The following is an 18,417-nucleotide window of genomic DNA, read 5'->3' as shown; positions in this document are numbered from 1 at the left end:
CAGAACACCACAAAAGTCGCATGACCAGGAGGGCTACCACCGTGCAGCAGAAGATTCGCAAGGCCATCATCCCCGCCGCTGGTTTCGGAACGCGTATGCTTCCGGCAACCAAGAGCATCCCCAAGGAACTGCTGACCATCGTCGACAGGCCCGTGTTGGACTACATCGTGGCGGAGGCCTTCGCCTCGGGCATCGAGCACGTGATCATCGTCACCGGGCGCATGAAGGGCGCTATCGAAGACCATTTCGATCACGCCTTCGAACTCGATACCTGCCTGCGCAACGCCGGCAAGCATCCCCTCGCCGATCGGATCGCGCAGAACACTCCAGGTGCCGGAACGATCTCCTTCGTGCGCCAGCAACAGGCGCGAGGCCTCGGCCACGCGGTATGGACGGCCCGGCACATCGTCGGCAGCGAGCCCTTCGCCGTACTTCTGCCCGACATGCTCATGGTCGCCGACAGGCCATGCCTGAAATCCATGGTTGATCTCCATGAGCGCCATGGCGGTAACGTGATCGCAGTGGAGAGATGTGCCCCCGAGGACGCCCACAAGTTCGGCATCGTTTCGCTCAAGCCGACGGCCGATGGCCCGGTCGTCACCGGCCTCGTGGAAAAGCCCGCTCCCGGCACGGCCCCCAGCAATCTCTACATTTCCGGGCGGTATGTCCTGCAGCCCGAAATCTTCGAAATCCTCGAAAGGCAGGCACCGGGAGCGGGCGGTGAAATCCAGCTCACCGACGCCATGCTCACGCTCATGGAGAAGCAGGCGATCCGCCCCTTCGAGTTCTGCGGCCGCACCTTCGATTGCGGCATGCCGGCCGGCTTCGTGGCTGCCAACCTGCACATGGCGGCAGCGCGTGCCGACCTCGCGCCTTATGTTGGGATCGAGATCGAAGCCCTCTCCCTGGCGCAGCGTGCAGTTGCGTGAAATGACGCCCCTTGGCCCATGGAGTTCCGTCCATGGGCCACAAGATGAGTTCGCGATATGGAAGTCGAGCCGGTTGGGCCAGGTGACCCGGCGCAGCCAGATCGGGCAAAATGCAGGCTGGTTGTCAGGTCGCGGTCAAGGTGCCGTCCAGCGGCACCTGGTCGGCATCGAACGTCGCCGGTTGTTGAGTGCCTGCTCCAGCTTGTATTCGCTCCAGCTCCGCCTCGGCACTGTCCATCGCACGGTTGAACGCGGCAACCATGGCTTCGACATCCTCGGCCGTGTGGGCGGCCATGACCTGGAAGCGGAAGCGAGATTGCCCAAGCGGGACTGCAGGAAATTCCACCAGATTGGCGATTCCGGCGAATATCGAGAGGTACTTCGAAGCCAGCCGGCCCAGGGCTTCGCCGCCGACGCGAACCGGCACGATAGGGGAAGGCTCGCCCAGCACTTCGCGTCCCGAGCGCGTCATGGCCTCGCGCAAATGATTGACGTTGTCGCGCAGCTCATGCCGCAACTCTTTCCCTTCGCCCGACCGGATGATCGAAAGCGCTTCCAGAACCGTTACCGCCTGGACCGGCGACAGGGCGTTCGAGAATGTGTGCGGCGCGCTGTAATATCTCAGATATTCGGCGGCGGCCCGCGTCTTGACGGCGACGAAGCCGCCGTTGGACGCGAATGTCTTCGAGAAGCTCCCGATGACGATGTCGATCTCGCCGAGCATTTCCTGCTGGCCGATGCGGCCAAGGCCGTCCTCGCCCATGCAGCCGAAGTCGTGGGCGCAGTCGACCAGAAGACTGGCTCCGTAGGCGTCACACACATTTCGAAGCGCCCTGAGATCGGGAGCGTCGGAGTGCATTGAAAAAAGGCTTTCCGTCACCACCAGGATGCCGTTCTTCGCGTCCCCCGTGCGAATGTTGGCCAGCCTGCGGGCCACTGCATCAAGGTCGAGATGCCGGAAGTAATGCACCTTCTGTGTTGCGGCGGCGGCTCCCGCCTGGAGGCAGGAATGCGCCAGCATGTCGATCACGACGTGGTCATCCGAACGGACGAAACCCTGGATGGCGCCATATCCCGCGGCCCAGCCGGTCGGATAAAGCACGACCTCGCGGCCGCCGAGGAAGTCCGAAAGAGTAGCCGACAATTGCAGCGAATAGGCGGTGTTGCCGAGCAGGGCGGCCGAACCGGCGCTATGGACGCCGTATTTGTCGATCGCCTCCGTTGCTGCGGCCTTGATCCTTGGATGGGAGGACAGGCTGAGATAGTCCTGTGAGGCGAAATTGACGCCTGAGCTGGCTTCTCCGGCGTCGGTCCTGATCTCCGATCGCGGCCGGGGGGCGGAAGACGTCGAGCGGGCATAGGGCCACAGGCCGTGCTGACGCCGAAGGTCCTGCCAATCGAAGAAGCTTTCGGCGCGCGACATGAGACCGCTGTTCTTCAAGGCGCGATAGTCCTTCAGACTGCCGGACAGTGCAGCCTTGGGTATTGCTTTCATTGGCAAAGCGTCTTTCTCGTTCGGTATGGAGCTCACGGGTCGAGCGTCTTGGCCGAATCCCTAGAATCTGAAGTCCACCCGCGCCTTCACGAGATCGATCTGGCCATCGATCTGCGTTCCGTCGAACCGATCGAACTGCATGTGATCCCAGCTCACGCCGGCGGTGAGGTTGTCGCTAAGCAGGTAGTCGGCACCGGCACCCGCCACCCAGCCCCAGTCCTCCAGCCCGATGTTGGTGGTGATGTAGGTGGCGCCGGCATGACCGGAAAGCAGAAGGCGATCGAAGGCGAAGCCAATGCGAGCCTTCGCGGCATAGGCGTCCTCGACGTCGATCGGGAAGCCTTCGAAATTGATGTCGAGCCGCATGTACTCGGCTTCGCCCCCAAGGACGAAGGAACCGAATTGGTGGAGGTAGCCTGCGTGGGCGCCGAAGACGACGTCGTCGCCCGATGAACGGAGCGGCGGCGTGAACGAGCGGTCAACATCCCGCAGCCAGCCATAGCCCGCCGAAATGCCGATATAGGGCGCGCTCCAGTCGACCTCCCCTCGCGTACCAAAGTCGGCAGCCTCGCCGGCGCTGCTTGAGAGTACCAGAATCAAAAAGACAGGAATTCGCGCGCTCATCAGCTTCCTTGGTCGAATCAACTAAGATGAGAACGCAGTAAGCAGCTTGCCAGACCCAGTTCAAGCGTCAACTGAAAGGATCATTAATTTTCATTTAAGTATTTCTGGGCACAACCTTCCAAAGAAGGTAGCGATTTACATCAATGTTGTTGCAAGTATATGACAGAATACTTATTATGCGCTGACAATTAACCAACAATAAATCCAACAGGCATAATACTATATATCGCAATTGGATTTACGCGCAATGGAAGATGGGCGGCATCGCGTTTCTTTCGAGACTTGTTCACCGAATTCCGCCTGCCCCCGACACTTTGCGAAAACCGTTCCGAGCGCACTGACGATCAGTGCTTGACCTCGTTTCATCAGCCTCGACCTCATGAACCGCTATAGGGCAGTGCAGCGGGACGACGAGACGGTCCGCTCGGCGTCAGGCGCCCAAGAATCGCGCACTCAAGATCCCGCTCATCTCGCTGGTGAGTTCGCCGACCAGTCCGCCTCGCTCCCAGGAGTAGATCGAGACCACCATCGGAGGTTCCATGCCGAAGTCGGGCGATTGCCTGACCTTTCGGCCTGTCGTGGTTCCGACCGGGAGCAGGGAAAGGCCGAGCCCGGCCTCGACGGCAGAAAGCACGCTTTGAAGGCTACTGCTCGTGAAGGCGACATACCAGCGCCTGCGTTCGCGCTCGATGCGCTCGAACATTGCGTCGCGGTAAAGCCCTCCCGGCGGGAACGCCACCAGCGGTAGCGGATCCGAAAACAGCGTGCCGGTATCGGCGGATGCAAACCAGGCGATGGGCTCGGGAAACGTCGCGAAATGGTCGGAGCTGGCCGCTGCTTCCTTGACCACCACGATGTCGAACTCGCCGCCGCGATAGCGCCTGGTCAAGTCGAGGCTCAGTCCGGTCGTGACGTCTATGCGCACCTGCCTGTGGCGGTTTGCGAAGGCCGCAAAGACCCGAACCATCTCGGGCGTGGCGATGTCGTCGGGCATTGCGACCCGCATCGAAGTCGTGCCGGAAGTGTCGGCCAACAGGCTCAACGCCTCGGTCTGCAGGGCAAGGATGCGGCGCGCATGGCCGAGCAGCCGTTCACCCGTCGCGGTTACGCGAACCGGCCTGGCCGCCCTGTCGATCAACTCCCGCCCGACGGCGTCCTCCAGCCGTCCCAGTTGCTGACTGATCGTCGACTGGGTCATGTGAAGACGTTCGGCAGCCGTGGTGAAGCTGCCGCAATCAACGATCATCACGAAGGCACGCAGCAGCCTGGGATCAAACATGCTCCCTCCATCCAATTTCTGCATAAACTTTATCAAAACATCTAATTTGCGCATGCAAAACGCAAGAACTAACCGTCTGTGTCCGCAATAGGCGGGCCCAAGCTTCCTCCATTGAAATGATGTGGCGCCAAAGCGGGCATCGCACGAGGGCTGACACGTGTTCGCATTCCGGCTCAAGCATGTTCCGACCCCAGGCGAGGGCCTGCCTCTGCCGGAACGGACGATCGCCGCCGTAGCCGTGCTGATGAACGTGTGCATGGCCAATCTCGACGTGGCCATCGCAAACACCGCCCTTCCGACGATCGCGCGGGACATCGGCGCCACCGATGCCCAGTCGATCTGGGTCGTCAGTGCCTACCAGCTGGCGATGGCCGCCTCGCTGCTGCCGGCGGCGGCTCTCGGCGAGATCATTGGCCTGCGCCGCATCTCGATGTGTGGCCTCATCCTGTTCACGCTTGCCTCGCTCATCTGCGGTCTTGCGCCATCGCTGGAGTGGCTGGTGGCGGGGCGCATCCTTCAAGGCGTGAGCGCGTCCGGAATCCTGGGCATCGGCCTGGCGATGACCCGGTTCATCTTCCCACAATCCATGCTCGGGCGCGGCATGGGGCTGAACGCCTTCGTCGTCGCGATCTCTTTCGCGGCAGGACCGTCGGCAGCTTCGGCCATCCTCAGCATGACGAGTTGGCACTGGCTGTTCCTGATCAACGTGCCTATCGGCATCGTCGGCATCGCGATGGGCCTCTACGCCCTTCCCGCCACCCCGCGCAGCACGCGCCGGTTCGACGGCCTGGCTGCGGGGCTCTGCGCCACGTTCCTTGCCTCGACCGTCTTTGCCCTGGGAACGGCGACCCAGGGCGCTCGATGGACGACACCGGCACTTGCGGCACTTGTCGCAGCAAGCAGCCTGGCCCTGCTGATGAGGCGCCAGGCTGGTAGCCCGGCACCGATCCTGGCGGTCGACCTGCTGCGCCGGCCGATGTTCGGGCTGTCGGTGCTAACCTCCTTCCTGGCCTTCTTTGCGCAGACGGTGGCCTTCGTGTCGCTGCCCTTCATGCTGCAAGCCCTCTACGGCTATTCGCAGGTGGAGACGGGGTTTCTGATAACGCCTTGGCCCGCGGCCGTCGCGTTGGCGGCACCCTTGGCGGGCCGCCTGTCCGACCGGGTGCCGGCCGGTACGCTGGGCGGCGTCGGGCTGGTTGTGCTGAGCCTCGGGCTGGTCTTGCTCGCCACGCTGCCGAACGCGCCGACCACTATCGATATTGCCTGGCGCATGGCGTTCTGCGGCTTTGGCTATGGGCTTTTCCAGTCGCCCAACATGCGGGCGATCATGACCGCTGTGCCCCGCGAGCGAAGCGGCAGCGCGGGCGGCATGTCCAGCGTCTGCGGCGTCATGGGTCAGTCCTTCGGCGCCGGCCTGGTGGCCGCCCTGTTCACGTCCCTTGGCTCCCCCGGCGCGGCGGTCGCGATGTGGGTTGCTGCGGCCGCTGCGCTTTTGGGCAGCATGGCGAGTCTGTCGCGGCTGGGGGTGACGACAAACGACGCAACCGAGCAAAGGCCGGCCCCCACGGATACTCAACCGGGCGTCGTTGTTGCCGGCGAAGGTGCCCGGCAGCGCCAGGCTGACGATCGGGAACGTGAGGCGACCGAATGAGAAGTAATCCATGAACGCCAGCCGCTGCGCCCGCGTTTCGATGCTCACCCGCCTTTGTATTGTTCTTCGTTTGGAAGCCAATGACAGCGAAATCGCAGCCATCGAGCATGCTGACCACAATGGTCATCGCCTTGCGCGTGCGTAGGGAGCTCGCCCTATGAAGCAATCGAGGAACGGGCGCGCTAGCCGCCAATGGGCCATGGTCGGGCTGGTGGTCCTGATTGGCATCAACCTGCGGCCATTTCTGACGGCGCCCGGGCCGATGCTTGCAGACATCGTGGCTGACACGGGCCTAAGATTCAGTGGCGTCGCAATGCTTACCTTGCTGCCCATGCTTCTTATGGGCGCTGGAGCCTTCGTCGCGCCGGCCATCGAGGCGGCGGTCGGGGTGCGACGCGGCTTGATTGCGGCACTTGCTTTGCTGATGTCGGGTTCGTGGTTGCGGTTGTTTGCAACGGACGGGCTTATTCTGATCTTGACGGCCATGATGTGCGGCGCAGGGGTTGCGTTCATACAGGCCGCGTTTCCTGGGATCATCAAAACCCGGTTTCCAACCAGCGTGCCGACTGTTACCGGCCTCTATTCCGCTATGATCATGGGCGGCGGTGCCTTCGGAGCCCGCCTGATGCCGGCCCTGGCAAGCGCCGGCTATGGTTGGAGAGCCGCTCTCGCATGGCTCGCGGCCCCCGTCTTGGTCGCACTGATAGCCTCCTGCCGGGTTCTGCCGGACGCGAAGGCAGTCAGGCCGGACAAGACCGTAACGGGATCGTTGCTGCGGCGCCCGCGCTCATGGGCTCTGATGGCCGCGTTCGGCTTGATCAATAGCGGCTATTCTTCACTGGTGGCGTGGCTTGCGCCCTACTACCAGACTCAGGGCTGGACCAGTGCTGAAAGCAGCAGCCTCGTAGCCATCATGGCATTGTGCCAGGCAAGCTCGGCCCTCGGCCTTCCGCTCCTGGCACGTAGCAGCTGCGATCGACGTCCCTGGCTCCTGTTTGCTGCAGCTATGCAGGTTGTCGGCTTTTCCGGCCTCGCCTTTTTTCCCACCCAGGGCGCCTGGTGGTGGGCCGGGCTTTGTGGCGCGGGGCTCGGCGGAAGTTTTTCGCTTTCGATCGTAACAGCTCTCGATCATCTGCCGCGGCCAGAACAGGCCGGAGCTTTGGCAGCGCTCATGCAAGGGGGCGGGTTTCTGATCGCAGCGCTGGGCCCGTATGCAATGACCGTCATGCAGGATTGGACCGGCAACTTCTCCGCCGGGTGGCTCATGCATGCGGTAAGCGTGGGGGTGACGGCATTGATTTATCTGCGCCTCGATCCTACCCGCTACCATCAAGCCATGAGGTCCAGTGGGGCGGACAGAAGCGGCCTCTCAGGCTTTCCCACCTGAAGCAGCGCGCACAGGACCCGAGTGTCGAGGAAGCTCGGGCAGCATGACTGTGACGATCTCCATAGACGCCATGGGGGCGGTTGAATGCAGATCGAATGGAGCATTCTACCCCAATCCTTCGGCAGTCGCGTAGCGGGCCAACACATTGCGGATGTCATTTTGACCATCCCGGGGCAACACCGCCCTGGTGGTGATGGACTCCAGGTGCTGCACCATCAGATGGGCGGCGCGTGACGTTTCCCCCGCAACCAGAGCGTCGAGAATCTCACGATGTTCGGAAACCGCGCACTCCGATGAATGTGGGCGACCATACAGCGCCAGTATAAGCGAGCTACGCGAGACCAGTTCATTGACGTAGCGGATCAGCGTCGCATTGCCGGTCATCGAGGCCAGCAACGTATGGAACTCGCCTGCCAGACGGATTGAGGCGGCATCCTGGCCGTGCCTCGCCGCTTCTTCCGCAGCAATATGTTCTGCCAGTTCATGCGCCTGCTCTTTGGTCAGCCGCCCCGACAAGGTCTCGGCGACCAAGCGCTCGAGCGCAAAACGGGTGATGAACAGATGGTGTCCCTCCTCGAGGCTCGGCGTAGCTACGGCCGCGCCTCGATGTGGCCGCAGTTCTACCAATCCCTCCTCGCTCAAGCGTACCAGAGCTTCGCGCACGAGGGTCCTGCTGACGCCCAGCTGTTCGCCAATCGAGTCCTCCGGCAGCTTCACCCCTGGCCCCAGTGCCTTGTCCAGGATTGCCCTCTTGATGGCGCGATGCACTGCCTGGGCGCGCCCACCGTTCGACTTGCTCTTCTCGCTTCGCATCCTGCGATGCCTCCCAATCTGTCCGATTGCATACGAAATAGTCTACATAATAGCACGATATCTGTCCTCATATAGCCTGCGCAATGCCACATTGACGGCAAGTGGCCGCATCGAAAAGCCATGGCTGCCAACATTTTTTCGCTTGGCGTCGGCATATTTGTATGCTCTAATTGTATCCAATCTCATGCGAGCTTGTATTCACGCTGGAGGAGGCGGATTGATGCTTGCTTTTGTGGCCAAGCGAACGCTCGCCGTGATCCCGGTGATGGTCGTCGTCTCCGTGGTGGTGTTCCTGCTGCTGCGGCTCAGCCCGGGCGACCCTGCCCTGGTCATTGCCGGTGACAACGCTGATGCCGAGGCACTCCAGCGTATCCGCACGGCCCTCGGCCTCGACCAGCCGCTGGCGACGCAATTCATCATCTGGATGGGCAACACGCTGTCCGGCGATCTCGGGACCTCGATCTTCACGAACCTGCCGGTCACCGAGCTGATACTGCAGCGCGTCGAGCCGACATTGTCGCTCGCACTGACAACCATGTTGTTTGCCATCAGCGTTGCCGTTCCGCTAGGCACCGTGGCTGGTGCGACCGCGGGAAGTTGGCTCGACCGGACGCTCATGGCCGTCTCGGTGGTCGGCTTTTCGGTGCCCGCCTTTGTGCTCGGCTACTGCATGATCTACCTGTTCTCCTTGAAGTTTGGCTGGCTTCCCGTCCAGGGCTTCACCAGCATATCCGAAGGCGTGCTGCCCTTCCTGCGCAGCATCGCACTGCCGACGGTGACACTCGGCCTTGCCTATATGGTGCTTATCGCCCGCATCACGCGCGCCAGCGTGCTTGAAATGATGGGCGAGGATTTCATTCGCACGGCCCGCGCCAAAGGCGTCGCCGAGCGACTGGTGATCACCCATCACGCCTTGCGCAACGCCGCAATTCCGATCCTCACGGTCATTGGCATAGGCGTGGCACTGCTGATCAGCGGCGTCGTGGTCATCGAAACCGTATTCAACATCCCCGGCATCGGCCGCCTGGTCGTCGATGCCATCCTGAAGCGCGATTATCCAGTCATCCAGGGCGTGATCCTGCTGTTTTCGGCAGTCTACGTCCTGATCAACCTGGCCATTGATATCGGCTACGCGCTGCTCGACCCAAGGGTGCGCTACTGATGACGCTGCTTTCACCACAACTTGCCGGTGACGAACCGCGCAGCCCGATTTTCGACCTGATCTCTCAGGCGGTACGCAATCCCTCCGTCATGATCGGCGGCTCAATCGTTGCAGCGATTGTGATCATGGCGCTTGCGGCACCTTTGCTCGGGACGGTCGACCCCGTTCGGATCGATCCCGGGATGCGCCTGAAGCTGCCGTCGGATCTCGCCTGGTTCGGCACCGACCTGTTTGGCCGCGACGTCTACAGCCGCGTGGTCTACGGCGCGCGCAGTTCACTGATCGTAGGGCTCACCGTTGCAGTCACGGCCATCACCTTTGGTGTCCTGATAGGGCTTGTTGCGGGCTATTTCCGTTCCATGGACATCGTTGTCATGCGCGTCATGGACGGGCTGATGGCGATCCCCACCTTCCTTCTGGCAATCGCGCTGGTCTCACTCACCCGCGCAAGCGTCGGAACGGTCATCGTTGCTCTGACGATCCCGGAAATTCCGCGGGTGGTGCGGCTTGTTCGAAGCGTGGTGCTCACCGTGCGCGAAGAGCCCTATGTGGAGGCGGCGATCTCCATCGGCACGCCAACACCGCTCATCCTGGTGCGTCACATAATGCCTTCGACCATCGCTCCGCTGCTGGTGCTTGGATCCTATATCTGCGCGTCGGCCATATTGGTCGAGGCGGCGCTGAGCTTCCTCGGCACGGGGCTACCGCCCGAGATCCCGAGCTGGGGCAACATGATCTCGGAAGGCCGCACCTTCTTCCAGGTGGCGCCGCGGCTCGTCTTCCTCCCAAGCCTGTTTCTGGCGCTGACGGTGCTGGGCATCAATCTGCTCGGTGATGGCCTGCGTGACACGCTCGACCCACGCATTGCCAAACGGATGTGAGCGAGATGTACATGAACGCACTTCCTCCAGTCATCGACATCCGAAACCTCACAGTGCCGCTGCCGCTCGGTGGCGACCGCCGCAACGCGGTCGAGGATGTCTCCTTCTCGGCCTCCCAAGGCGAGATCGTCTGCGTCGTGGGCGAATCCGGTTCAGGCAAGTCGGTCACGGCGCAGACGATCATGGGCCTGATGCCCAAAACCTTCGCCAGGCCGTCGGGCGCGATCATGTTCAACGGCGAGGACCTGCTTCAGGCGTCGCCGCAGCGGATGCGCGCGCTGCGCGGGGCCGAGATCGGCATGATCTTCCAGGAGCCGATGACCGCGCTCAATCCCGTCCATACCATCGGCGCCCAGATCGACGAGGTCCTCCGTACGCATCTTTCGCTGTCCCCCGCCGAACGGTTCGCCCGTGTCGTCAAGGCCATGGAGGAGGTCGGCCTGCCCGATCCGCATCGGCTCTATCATACCTACCCCCACCAGCTTTCGGGCGGCCAGCGCCAGCGCGTGCTGATCGCGGCCGCGCTGATCCTGGAGCCCCGCCTGCTCATTGCCGACGAGCCGACGACAGCACTCGACGTCACCACGCAGGCGCAGATCCTCAAGCAGATCCGCGATCTCCAGCGCAGTCGCGGCATGGGGGTGCTGTTCATCACCCATGATATCGGAGTGGTTGCCGAGATCGCCGACCGTGTGATTGTGATGAAGTCCGGCAAGGTCGTCGAAAGCGGCATCACAAGCAGCATCCTCACGGCTCCCGAGGCTGACTACACGCGTATGCTGATCGCCGCCGTGCCCACCCTCGAGGCCGCCCGGCCGCCGGAACCGGCGCTTGGCCCCCTCGCCCTTACCGTCAAGGACATCGCCAAAACCTACAATGTCCGATCGGGCATCGGTGGCACGCGCGAGGTTGTGGCGCTCAAGCCGACCTCTCTCACCTTGCGCCGCGGCGAGACAGTGGGCGTGATCGGTGAATCGGGTTCCGGCAAATCGACGCTGGCACGCTGCATAACGCGCCTGATCGAGCCCACCGCCGGCGAAGCTCAGATGCCGGACGGCTCGGGCAAGCCCTTGCGGAGGCGTCTGCAGATCGTCTTCCAGGACCCATATCGCTCACTCAACCCACGCCGAACCGTCGGTCAGTCGATCATCGAAGGACCGATGAACTTCGGTGTCTCGAAGGCTGCTGCATGGGAGAAGGCCCGCGAGCTGATGGCGCTGGTGGGGCTCGATCCGGCAGCCCTCAACCGTTACCCGCATCAGTTCTCGGGAGGTCAACGGCAGCGCATTTCGATTGCACGCGCCCTTGCCATGGAACCGGAAATATTGGTGGCCGACGAGGCTGTCTCGGCGCTCGATGTCTCCGTCCAGGCGCAAGTGCTGAAACTGATCGACGACGTCCAGAAACGCTTCAATCTCGCCATCCTGTTCATCACCCACGACCTGCGCGTCGCGGCCCAGATCTGCGACCGCATCCTCGTGATGCACCGGGGAGAACTGGTCGAGGAAGGCAGCGTGCGGGCCGTCTTTGCTTCGCCGTCACACGACTATACGCGCCGCCTGCTGGATTCCATCCCCGGGAGGCAGGCTGCAGCAACCGCCTGAGGCGGCACAAGAATCCAATGGGAGGAACTGCACATGCTGACAACTTTGAAACGCACCGGCCGAGCGCTTCTGGCCTCGGCATTTCTGATCGCCGGAATGGGGATCGCCGCTGCGGAGACCACGCTCCGCTTCGTGCCACACGCCGATCTCCAGGCGCTCGATCCGATGGGCTCCACGGCCGACATCGTCAAGATGCACGGCTTCCTGATCTACGACACGCTCTACGGGCTCGACGAGAATTTTGTCCCGCAGCCGCAGATGGTCAAGGAGATGAAGCTGTCGGAGGACCGCAAGACCTACCGCTTCACGCTTCGCGACGGCCTGAAATGGCATGACGGTCAGCCGGTCAAGGCCGAGGACTGCGTCGCCTCGCTCAAGCGTTGGGCTGCGCGCGATGCTGCCGGCCAGCTGATGAACCGCGTGCTTCTGGAAATGAAGGTCGTTGACGACAAGACCTTCGAACTCGTCTTCAAGGAGCCCTATGGGCTCGTGTTGGAGTCGTTGAGCAAGGTCGCTTCCAACATCCCGTTCATGATGCCCAAGCGCATCGCCGAGACAGACCCTTTCAAGGAAATCCAGGAATATGTCGGCTCCGGACCGTATCGCTTCGTCAAGGAGCAGTGGGTTCCCGGAAACAAGGTCGTCTATGAGAAGTTCGCCGACTACGTCCCACGTTCGGAGCCGGCGAGCGCTTTTGCAGGCGGCAAGGTGACCAATGTCGACCGCATTGAATGGCTGGTCATCCGTGACCAGCAGACCGCACTCTCCGCCTTGCTCGGCGGCGAGGTCGACATCTGGGAAAACCCGTCGCTCGACCTCCTTCCCGTGCTGAAGAGCGCGCCGGGCATGGCGACCGAGACCGTCAACAAGACGGGCAGGCAGGCGCTGCTGTTCTTCAATCACCTGAACCCGCCCTTCGACAATCCGAAGGCACGGCAGGCGATGTTCTGGCTGACGAACCAGCAGGCATACCTGCAGGCCATCAACGGAAACCCGGACTTCTTCCGCACCTGCGCCTCCTTCTTCATCTGCGGCACGCCGATGGAGACCGAAGCAGGGCTTGATGCGCTGAAGGCTCCAAATCCGGAAAAGGCCAAGGAACTGTTCAAGGAGGCCGGCTGGGACTTCTCCAAGCCGATCGTCATTCTCGATCCGACGGACGAGTCGATCGCGCATCCGGCGACTGTGGTGACCGTGCAGGCAATGCGCGACATCGGGCTCAATGTCGATGTCCAGGCGATGGACTGGGCGACGGTGCTGAAGCGCCGCAACTCCAAGGAACCCACGAGCAAAGGCGGCTGGAACCTCGTCCATTCAAGTGCAGGCGGTCAGGTCGTCTCCACCCCTGTGTGGAGCATCACCTACTCCGCCGCATGCGAGAAGGGCATCTTCGGCTGGCCCTGCGACCAGCAGCTCGAGGACCTTCGCCTGAAGTGGGCGATGGCCGACGGCGTGGAGGCAAAGAAGGCGGTGGCTGCCGAATACTCGACCCGCGCCTTCGAGACCGGTCATCACGTGCCGCTCGGCCAATGGACGACCTATCTCGCGCATTCCGACAAGGTGTCGGGCATGCTGGTGACGCAGGACGTGCCGGTGTTCTGGAACCTGAAGAAGGCGGACTGAGACTTCGCCTTTACAGCAAACCCGATAGTGGCGGCGCCTGGCGCGCCGCCACTCCCTTCCCTGATTGATTTCGAGACAGACAGATGACCGAGAATTTCGACCGGCTCGCCTTCAGCCCCCAGGAATACCTGGCACGCCGCGATGCGTTGCGCGCGATCATGGCCGGGCGCGGCATCGACGTGGTGGTGCTGACGTCGACCGAAAACACTTACTATCTCACGGGTTTCGGTTCGCTGGCCTATGGCGCCACCGCGCTGGTCATGCGGGCTGACGGCAAGGCGATCTGGGTCATGCGGCGGACCGAGCTCAGCAATGTCCGAGCGCTCGCCGATCAGCTTTGGGTGAACGAAGGGCTTGGCGTGGTCGACGGCCAGGACTTCTCCAAGGTGCTCGACGGCGCCATCGCCGATGTTGGCGGTCCCAACGCCGTCCTGGCGGTGGAGTTCGCGGCAACACTGCCTTCACTGCGCGGTTTCCTCGGTCCGGTCGCAGGCGCCCGCAAGGTCGTGGACGCATCGGGCCTGGTGGAGCATCTGCGCCGCATCAAGAGCCCGGCCGAAATCGCCCTGCTGCGCAGGGCCGGCGCGATTGTCGCCCGGTCCTGCCGAGATGGCTTCGAGGCTCTTCACGAGGGCATGACCGACAGTGCGCTGGCCGCGGTCGTGACCGACAGCCTGCTGCGCAACGGCAGCGGGCGCGTCGCCCAGATGCCCAATGTCTGCGCCGGTCCGCGCACGGCACGTGCGCACGTTACCTGGTGCGGCGCGCCGATACGGCGAGGCGAGGTGATCAACGTCGAACCGGCAGCGTCGGTACATGACTACCATACGCCTTTGTACCGGATCTATTCGATCGGCGAGCCACAGGACCTCGTTCGCCGCATGTTCGATGTCTGCCGCGACGCGTTGAACGAAGGTTATGCGCGCGTGCGTCCCGGCATGACCTCGCACGAGGCGGCACGCGTCTTCGAAACCGTCGTCGAAAAGGCCGGCTTTGGCGAATACATGGTCACGCGACCGGCCTACAGCATCGGCGCGTCATTCCCCCCGGGTTGGGGAGAGGACAATGTCATGGCGATCCGCGCCGGCAACGAACAGGTGCTGGAGGAAGGCATGTGCTTCCACATCTGCTCCTGCCTCTACATGGACGGAATAGGTTGCGTCCCCGCAAGCATGCCGTCGGTGTTGACGAAGAACGGCTTCGAACCGCTCGCCGACGACGAGGTGGTGTTCGGTGTAAAGTAGCATCCAGGATGCGTGCCGCGATGCTCGAACTTGTTCTGTCGCGACGGCCAAGTTCTTGCCACGACCCGATGACGAGCCCCTTCGACGAGTTGTTCCCGCTTTGCCCATGTTTCGATAGGAACACCGCAGCTGGTTCCCCAAAACTGGTCTAGCGAGGGCTTTGGACGGCGATCTATTGGCGGAGTGCCTTGACGGCGCGATGGAACAGCGCATCGTCGATGCATTCGGCCTCGCGGCCAGTTCCCGGCACGCGCACGCCTGAACACGGTTCGCCCCCGCCCTCCCCCCGGCGCGGGGCCCGGGTATGGCGCCTGCAAAATGGGACCGGCGTCGTGACTGTGGACCGGATACGGGGCGCCTCCGAGCTTCGCCGGTTTGAGATGGTGCAGCTGTAAATAATACAATACAGAGCACAATCGATCCGTTCGAACCTCCTGGGGAGACCTCATGCCTTCATCTTCGGGCGCCGACGCCAAGCGGCCAGCTGCAAAGGCGCGCGCTGAAAGGGTCGATGTGCGGATCCATGATGAGATCTATGCCGCGATTGTCCATCATCAGCTCCAGCCCGGGACCCCATTGCAGGAAGACGCGCTGGCAAGTGCCTTTGGCATTAGTCGCACCATCATCAGAAAGGTGCTGCAGCAGATGTCTCATGAAAAGCTGGTCGAACTGATCCCCAACAAGGGCGCCATCGTTGCACGTCCGTCGGTGGAAGAGGCCAGGCAGGTATTTGATGCGCGGCGCGCGGTGGAGGGGCTGCTCGTCACGCGGCTCGCGCCGACCATCACCGAGCGGCGGATCGAACGGCTGCGCAGCGCCGTGGAGGCTGAACGCAAGGCGCAAGAGCGGGGCGACAAGCGAAGGCAACTGCAGCTTTCAGGGGATTTTCATCTCGAACTTGCCTCATTCGCCGGAAATGACGTTCTACACGACTTCGTGCAGGAATTGATATCGCGATCGTCCCTTATCATTGCGCTCTACGAGTCGCCCGGTGCCGTTCCGTGCTCCTGTGAAGAACACGAGCAAATTGTCGATGCTCTGGCGTCGCGCGATCCTGGCCTTGCTGCTCGGCAGATGGAGAACCACCTGCATCACATCGAGGCCCAGATGGGCCTTTCAGATGTCCCCGCGCGCGTTGACTTCAAGGCTCTTTTCAAGCCGCTCACCTAGTTGGCGTATCATGCCTGGTGCTAGGCAGCGGGCTTGACGGTGGAAGGCCTGGCAAGCGGATCACCCGGTTTGGATGTCCGTTGCCCCATCCCAGCCAATGCCTCGGCAACTCACGGCAGAAGGTTCGCCCCCGCGCCCGTAGACAACGGCACTCACCAGAAGGCGCCCATGGTCCTGAATGCCTATGCCCCCTCGGCGTAGCTGCAGAACCGCGTCGCTATATCCGTTCGGCTGGGTGGCCGACGCGAGCGCTCGGCAGCACTTCATTGTCTACTAAGGCGCGCAGCCTCGGGTCGACCGCGGACGACGACGCTGAAATTTTACGTCAGGATGGATGTCACAATCTGTATCCAAAACTTGCAATTTTCGTATTTCAAATAGCGTACCATTATGGTATCCACTTTTGTATACGATTTACGAGCCGAACCCAAGAGCTCTCCAATACGGAGCCAGCCTCTCCGCGTACAGGCAACGGCCAAGCCACTGGATGATCAAGCCCGTCCAGTGCCTGGCATTCAATGCAACGCATCGGCAACAGCGGTTTTCAGCCCTATAAACATCGGAAAAATGGAAAAATGAAGCGAGATGTACTTGCGTTTAACAGGGACGAATTTGTAGGAAGGTTCAGCAATTGCTTTCGCGATGGGAAGCTGCTGGCAGAGCGGGCATATGACCATGCGTATGCACCGGTGTTCGACAGTGCGGGCGTCTTCATAGCGCTCAGATCGCAGTTTCGCGCGGCAGGCAGCACCGAAAAGCTGGCAATTCTCAAGGCCTACACGCCACTCGATCCAGGAGTTCGGGCTGCGCGGATCGTCTCGGATGAAAGCCGATCGGCAGGCCTTGGCGCAATGACCGCCGACCAGCAAACCAGGCTGCTTTCATTGCTGGCCTCCTATGCCGGGAAGTTTGGTTTCGGCGCGATTTTCGTGGTTCGCAATTACACCACTGCCGAACTGCTGGCGTCCCTTGAAGTCCGCCTCGCGTCTGACAACGAAACAGAGATGCTGACCACCTATCGCGAAGTCGAACGGCTGGCGGAAATCCAGGTGGAGGCGTGTTTCTCATAGCGGTTCTGGAAATACAAAGCAGAGCAACACGGGATGCCGGCCCTTCGACGCGGCGCCTTTGCTTGGAACCGCGGCAACGGCCCGTCCCCGTTGCCACCAAAGTCCGCGAACAGATGAAGCCGTCATATCCACGGCCTCGGGGTCTTCACGCTGGCTCGCATCCCGTTGTGAATGTATTGGCGCGTGGAATCGTCAGGATGCCGAAGGAAATGGAACTCCTTGGTGGCTGACCTGAACGAATGCTGGTCAACCTTCTTGAAGGTGTCGGTGGTATTTGCGCCGCGTGGAGCGTTCCGCCCGAACCAGTTGGTTTCATCCTGGGGTGAGGATATCTCGCCGACGACGAGCTCGTCGTTTGAGGCTAGCCGCACCATGATGGTGGAGTTGAGGCGCACATAGCTGCCCGAAAGCTCTGCATTGGACGGCAAATGCCATGCACCATAGGCTTCCAGTGCGTCGCTGCGGCGCTCGATGGTCGGTCGGGTCTTGTCGCCGCATAGCCTGCTCGTGATCGACTCTGCCAACATGCCGACATCGGAGGCTGCCCAAACGGCATTCGTCGTGACAACAACCGTTTCAGGCCCCTCGTCGGAGAGGCGCACTGCGCAGGCCTGGCCAGATGTCGTGCCGTCATGCCCCCAGCAAAGGCTTCCATCCGCGAGCCGATAGCGGGCCATCCCCAGCCCCCAGCCCTCGTATCGCCAACCGATGGCTGGCACGACCTGACCGGAGCCATGGCCTGTACCCAGTTTGAGCCTCGACCGAACCGCTTTCATGAGCCTGGCAAGGTCTGATGCCGTTGCCACCAACCCCCCGCCCGGAGAAAGCGCCAGAGGCGCGTACCATCGAGACGCGGGCACCGGTGCATGACCCGGCACCGGATGCTTTTGGTATCCAGTCGCCGACGGCTGCAAGAGAATGTCTTCCGGTCGTGCTGAGACCGAATGGTCGCCCAGATATCGAGCGACCGTCTCGCGAACGGTTTCCTCCCAGTATGATTTAGCCAACAGGTCGACCAGATAGCCCGCCAGAACAAATGCCGGCCCTGAATATGAGAACAGTTCCCCCGGCCGGGCGATGAGAGGAGTCGCCGCTATTGCCCGGGCAGCCTGCCGGCGAGCGCCATCGCCTCGACCCAGATCCACCCACCACTGGGAATCGAGGCCACTTGTGTGGGAAAGCAGGTGTCGAATGGTGATGTCGTGAAACGCCCGCTCGTTGCTGGCCTCCAGATCCGGCGCGAGTTCCACCACAGGCGTATCGACGGAGGTTCCCTTCTCGGCCAGAGTTTCCAGCAGCACGAAGGCAGTAATGACCTTGGACACGGAGCCGAGCTGGAAGGCCGTTTCCTCACCCACCGGAGTTCGTGTGCGGAGGTCGGAGACGCCCTGGTTGAAACAGCGAATTTCATGGCCATCGTCGATTGCCACCGATACGCCGGGCGCCCCGGTCCGCTCCAGCCATGCCGTCAACTCATCAATCATA

16 protein-coding genes are annotated in these 18,417 nt (G+C 62.1%); 11 read left to right on the top strand and 5 right to left on the bottom strand.

All coding sequences use genetic code 11. From position 1 onward, the window contains the following. The first annotated feature begins 20 nt into the window (after window positions 1–20). Window positions 21–929, top strand: coding sequence for a UTP--glucose-1-phosphate uridylyltransferase (locus tag AmiPiv_RS08630; protein WP_340036967.1), 909 nt, complete (start codon window positions 21–23; stop codon window positions 927–929). A gap of 124 nt (window positions 930–1,053) precedes the next feature. On the opposite strand, the gene AmiPiv_RS08625 is transcribed toward AmiPiv_RS08630, so the two are convergent. The 3 genes from AmiPiv_RS08625 to AmiPiv_RS08615 form a co-directional block, all read right to left on the bottom strand. Further along, window positions 1,054–2,424 carry an aminotransferase class I/II-fold pyridoxal phosphate-dependent enzyme gene (locus AmiPiv_RS08625; RefSeq protein ID WP_340036966.1) on the bottom strand — a complete coding sequence of 457 codons (1,371 nt, stop codon included), beginning with the start codon at window positions 2,422–2,424 and terminating at the stop codon, window positions 1,054–1,056. Between the two features lie 60 nt (window positions 2,425–2,484). Then, on the bottom strand, window positions 2,485–3,048 hold the full coding sequence (locus AmiPiv_RS08620) for an outer membrane protein (RefSeq protein ID WP_340036965.1): 564 nt from the start codon (window positions 3,046–3,048) through the stop codon (window positions 2,485–2,487). A gap of 430 nt (window positions 3,049–3,478) precedes the next feature. Then, complete coding sequence (locus AmiPiv_RS08615) at window positions 3,479–4,381, bottom strand: LysR family transcriptional regulator (protein ID WP_340036964.1); 903 nt, start codon at window positions 4,379–4,381, stop codon at window positions 3,479–3,481. Window positions 4,382–4,484: 103 nt separating this feature from the next. On the opposite strand from AmiPiv_RS08615, the gene AmiPiv_RS08610 reads away from it, so the two are divergent. From AmiPiv_RS08610 to AmiPiv_RS08600, 3 genes are read left to right on the top strand one after another with little or no spacing between them, the layout of a single operon-like run. Beyond that, on the top strand, window positions 4,485–5,978 hold the full coding sequence (locus AmiPiv_RS08610) for an MFS transporter (RefSeq protein WP_340036963.1): 1,494 nt from the start codon (window positions 4,485–4,487) through the stop codon (window positions 5,976–5,978). A gap of 10 nt (window positions 5,979–5,988) precedes the next feature. After that, window positions 5,989–6,123, top strand: coding sequence for a hypothetical protein (locus AmiPiv_RS08605; protein ID WP_340036962.1), 135 nt, complete (start codon window positions 5,989–5,991; stop codon window positions 6,121–6,123). 12 nt (window positions 6,124–6,135) lie between these two features. Next, entirely contained in the window at window positions 6,136–7,365 is a 1,230-nt protein-coding gene (locus AmiPiv_RS08600; protein ID WP_340036961.1) for a cyanate transporter, read from the top strand. Between the two features lie 105 nt (window positions 7,366–7,470). Here the strand turns inward: AmiPiv_RS08600 and AmiPiv_RS08595 are convergent, their stop codons facing one another. Next, window positions 7,471–8,178 carry a GntR family transcriptional regulator gene (locus tag AmiPiv_RS08595; RefSeq protein WP_340036960.1) on the bottom strand — a complete coding sequence of 236 codons (708 nt, stop codon included), beginning with the start codon at window positions 8,176–8,178 and terminating at the stop codon, window positions 7,471–7,473. Between the two features lie 220 nt (window positions 8,179–8,398). On the opposite strand from AmiPiv_RS08595, the gene AmiPiv_RS08590 reads away from it, so the two are divergent. The 7 genes from AmiPiv_RS08590 to AmiPiv_RS08560 all read left to right on the top strand — a co-directional run bounded on the left by AmiPiv_RS08590 (window position 8,399) and on the right by AmiPiv_RS08560 (window position 16,932). Then, entirely contained in the window at window positions 8,399–9,340 is a 942-nt protein-coding gene (locus AmiPiv_RS08590; protein ID WP_340036959.1) for an ABC transporter permease, read from the top strand. After that, entirely contained in the window at window positions 9,337–10,221 is an 885-nt protein-coding gene (locus tag AmiPiv_RS08585; protein ID WP_445206933.1) for an ABC transporter permease, read from the top strand. The genes AmiPiv_RS08590 and AmiPiv_RS08585 overlap by 4 nt, the downstream gene beginning before the upstream one ends. Window positions 10,222–10,226: 5 nt before the next feature. Further along, window positions 10,227–11,825: an ABC transporter ATP-binding protein gene (locus AmiPiv_RS08580; protein ID WP_340036956.1), complete on the top strand. Its 1,599-nt coding sequence runs from the start codon at window positions 10,227–10,229 to the stop codon at window positions 11,823–11,825. Between the two features lie 33 nt (window positions 11,826–11,858). Further along, a complete protein-coding gene (locus tag AmiPiv_RS08575) occupies window positions 11,859–13,448 on the top strand; it encodes an ABC transporter substrate-binding protein (protein WP_340036955.1) in 1,590 nt (529 codons plus the stop codon). Window positions 13,449–13,531: 83 nt separating this feature from the next. Next, complete coding sequence (locus AmiPiv_RS08570; RefSeq protein WP_340036954.1) at window positions 13,532–14,692, top strand: M24 family metallopeptidase; 1,161 nt, start codon at window positions 13,532–13,534, stop codon at window positions 14,690–14,692. A 447-nt stretch (window positions 14,693–15,139) separates the two neighbouring features. After that, a complete protein-coding gene (locus AmiPiv_RS08565) occupies window positions 15,140–15,862 on the top strand; it encodes a GntR family transcriptional regulator (protein WP_340036953.1) in 723 nt (240 codons plus the stop codon). Window positions 15,863–16,380: 518 nt separating this feature from the next. After that, window positions 16,381–16,932, top strand: coding sequence for a 2-oxo-4-hydroxy-4-carboxy-5-ureidoimidazoline decarboxylase (locus tag AmiPiv_RS08560; protein WP_340036952.1), 552 nt, complete (start codon window positions 16,381–16,383; stop codon window positions 16,930–16,932). Window positions 16,933–17,054: 122 nt separating this feature from the next. Here the strand turns inward: AmiPiv_RS08560 and AmiPiv_RS08555 are convergent, their stop codons facing one another. After that, window positions 17,055–18,416 (bottom strand): serine hydrolase domain-containing protein, encoded by a 1,362-nt coding sequence (locus AmiPiv_RS08555; RefSeq protein WP_340036951.1) that lies wholly within the window; start codon window positions 18,414–18,416, stop codon window positions 17,055–17,057. Between the last annotated feature and the right edge of the window lies 1 nt (window position 18,417).

The organism is Aminobacter sp. Piv2-1, assembly GCF_037625995.1.
In the GTDB taxonomy this organism is placed as follows: Bacteria; Pseudomonadota; Alphaproteobacteria; order Rhizobiales; family Rhizobiaceae; genus Aminobacter.
The sequence above is the reverse complement of the archived record's forward strand: the minus strand, read 5'-3'. Positions and strand labels throughout refer to the sequence as shown.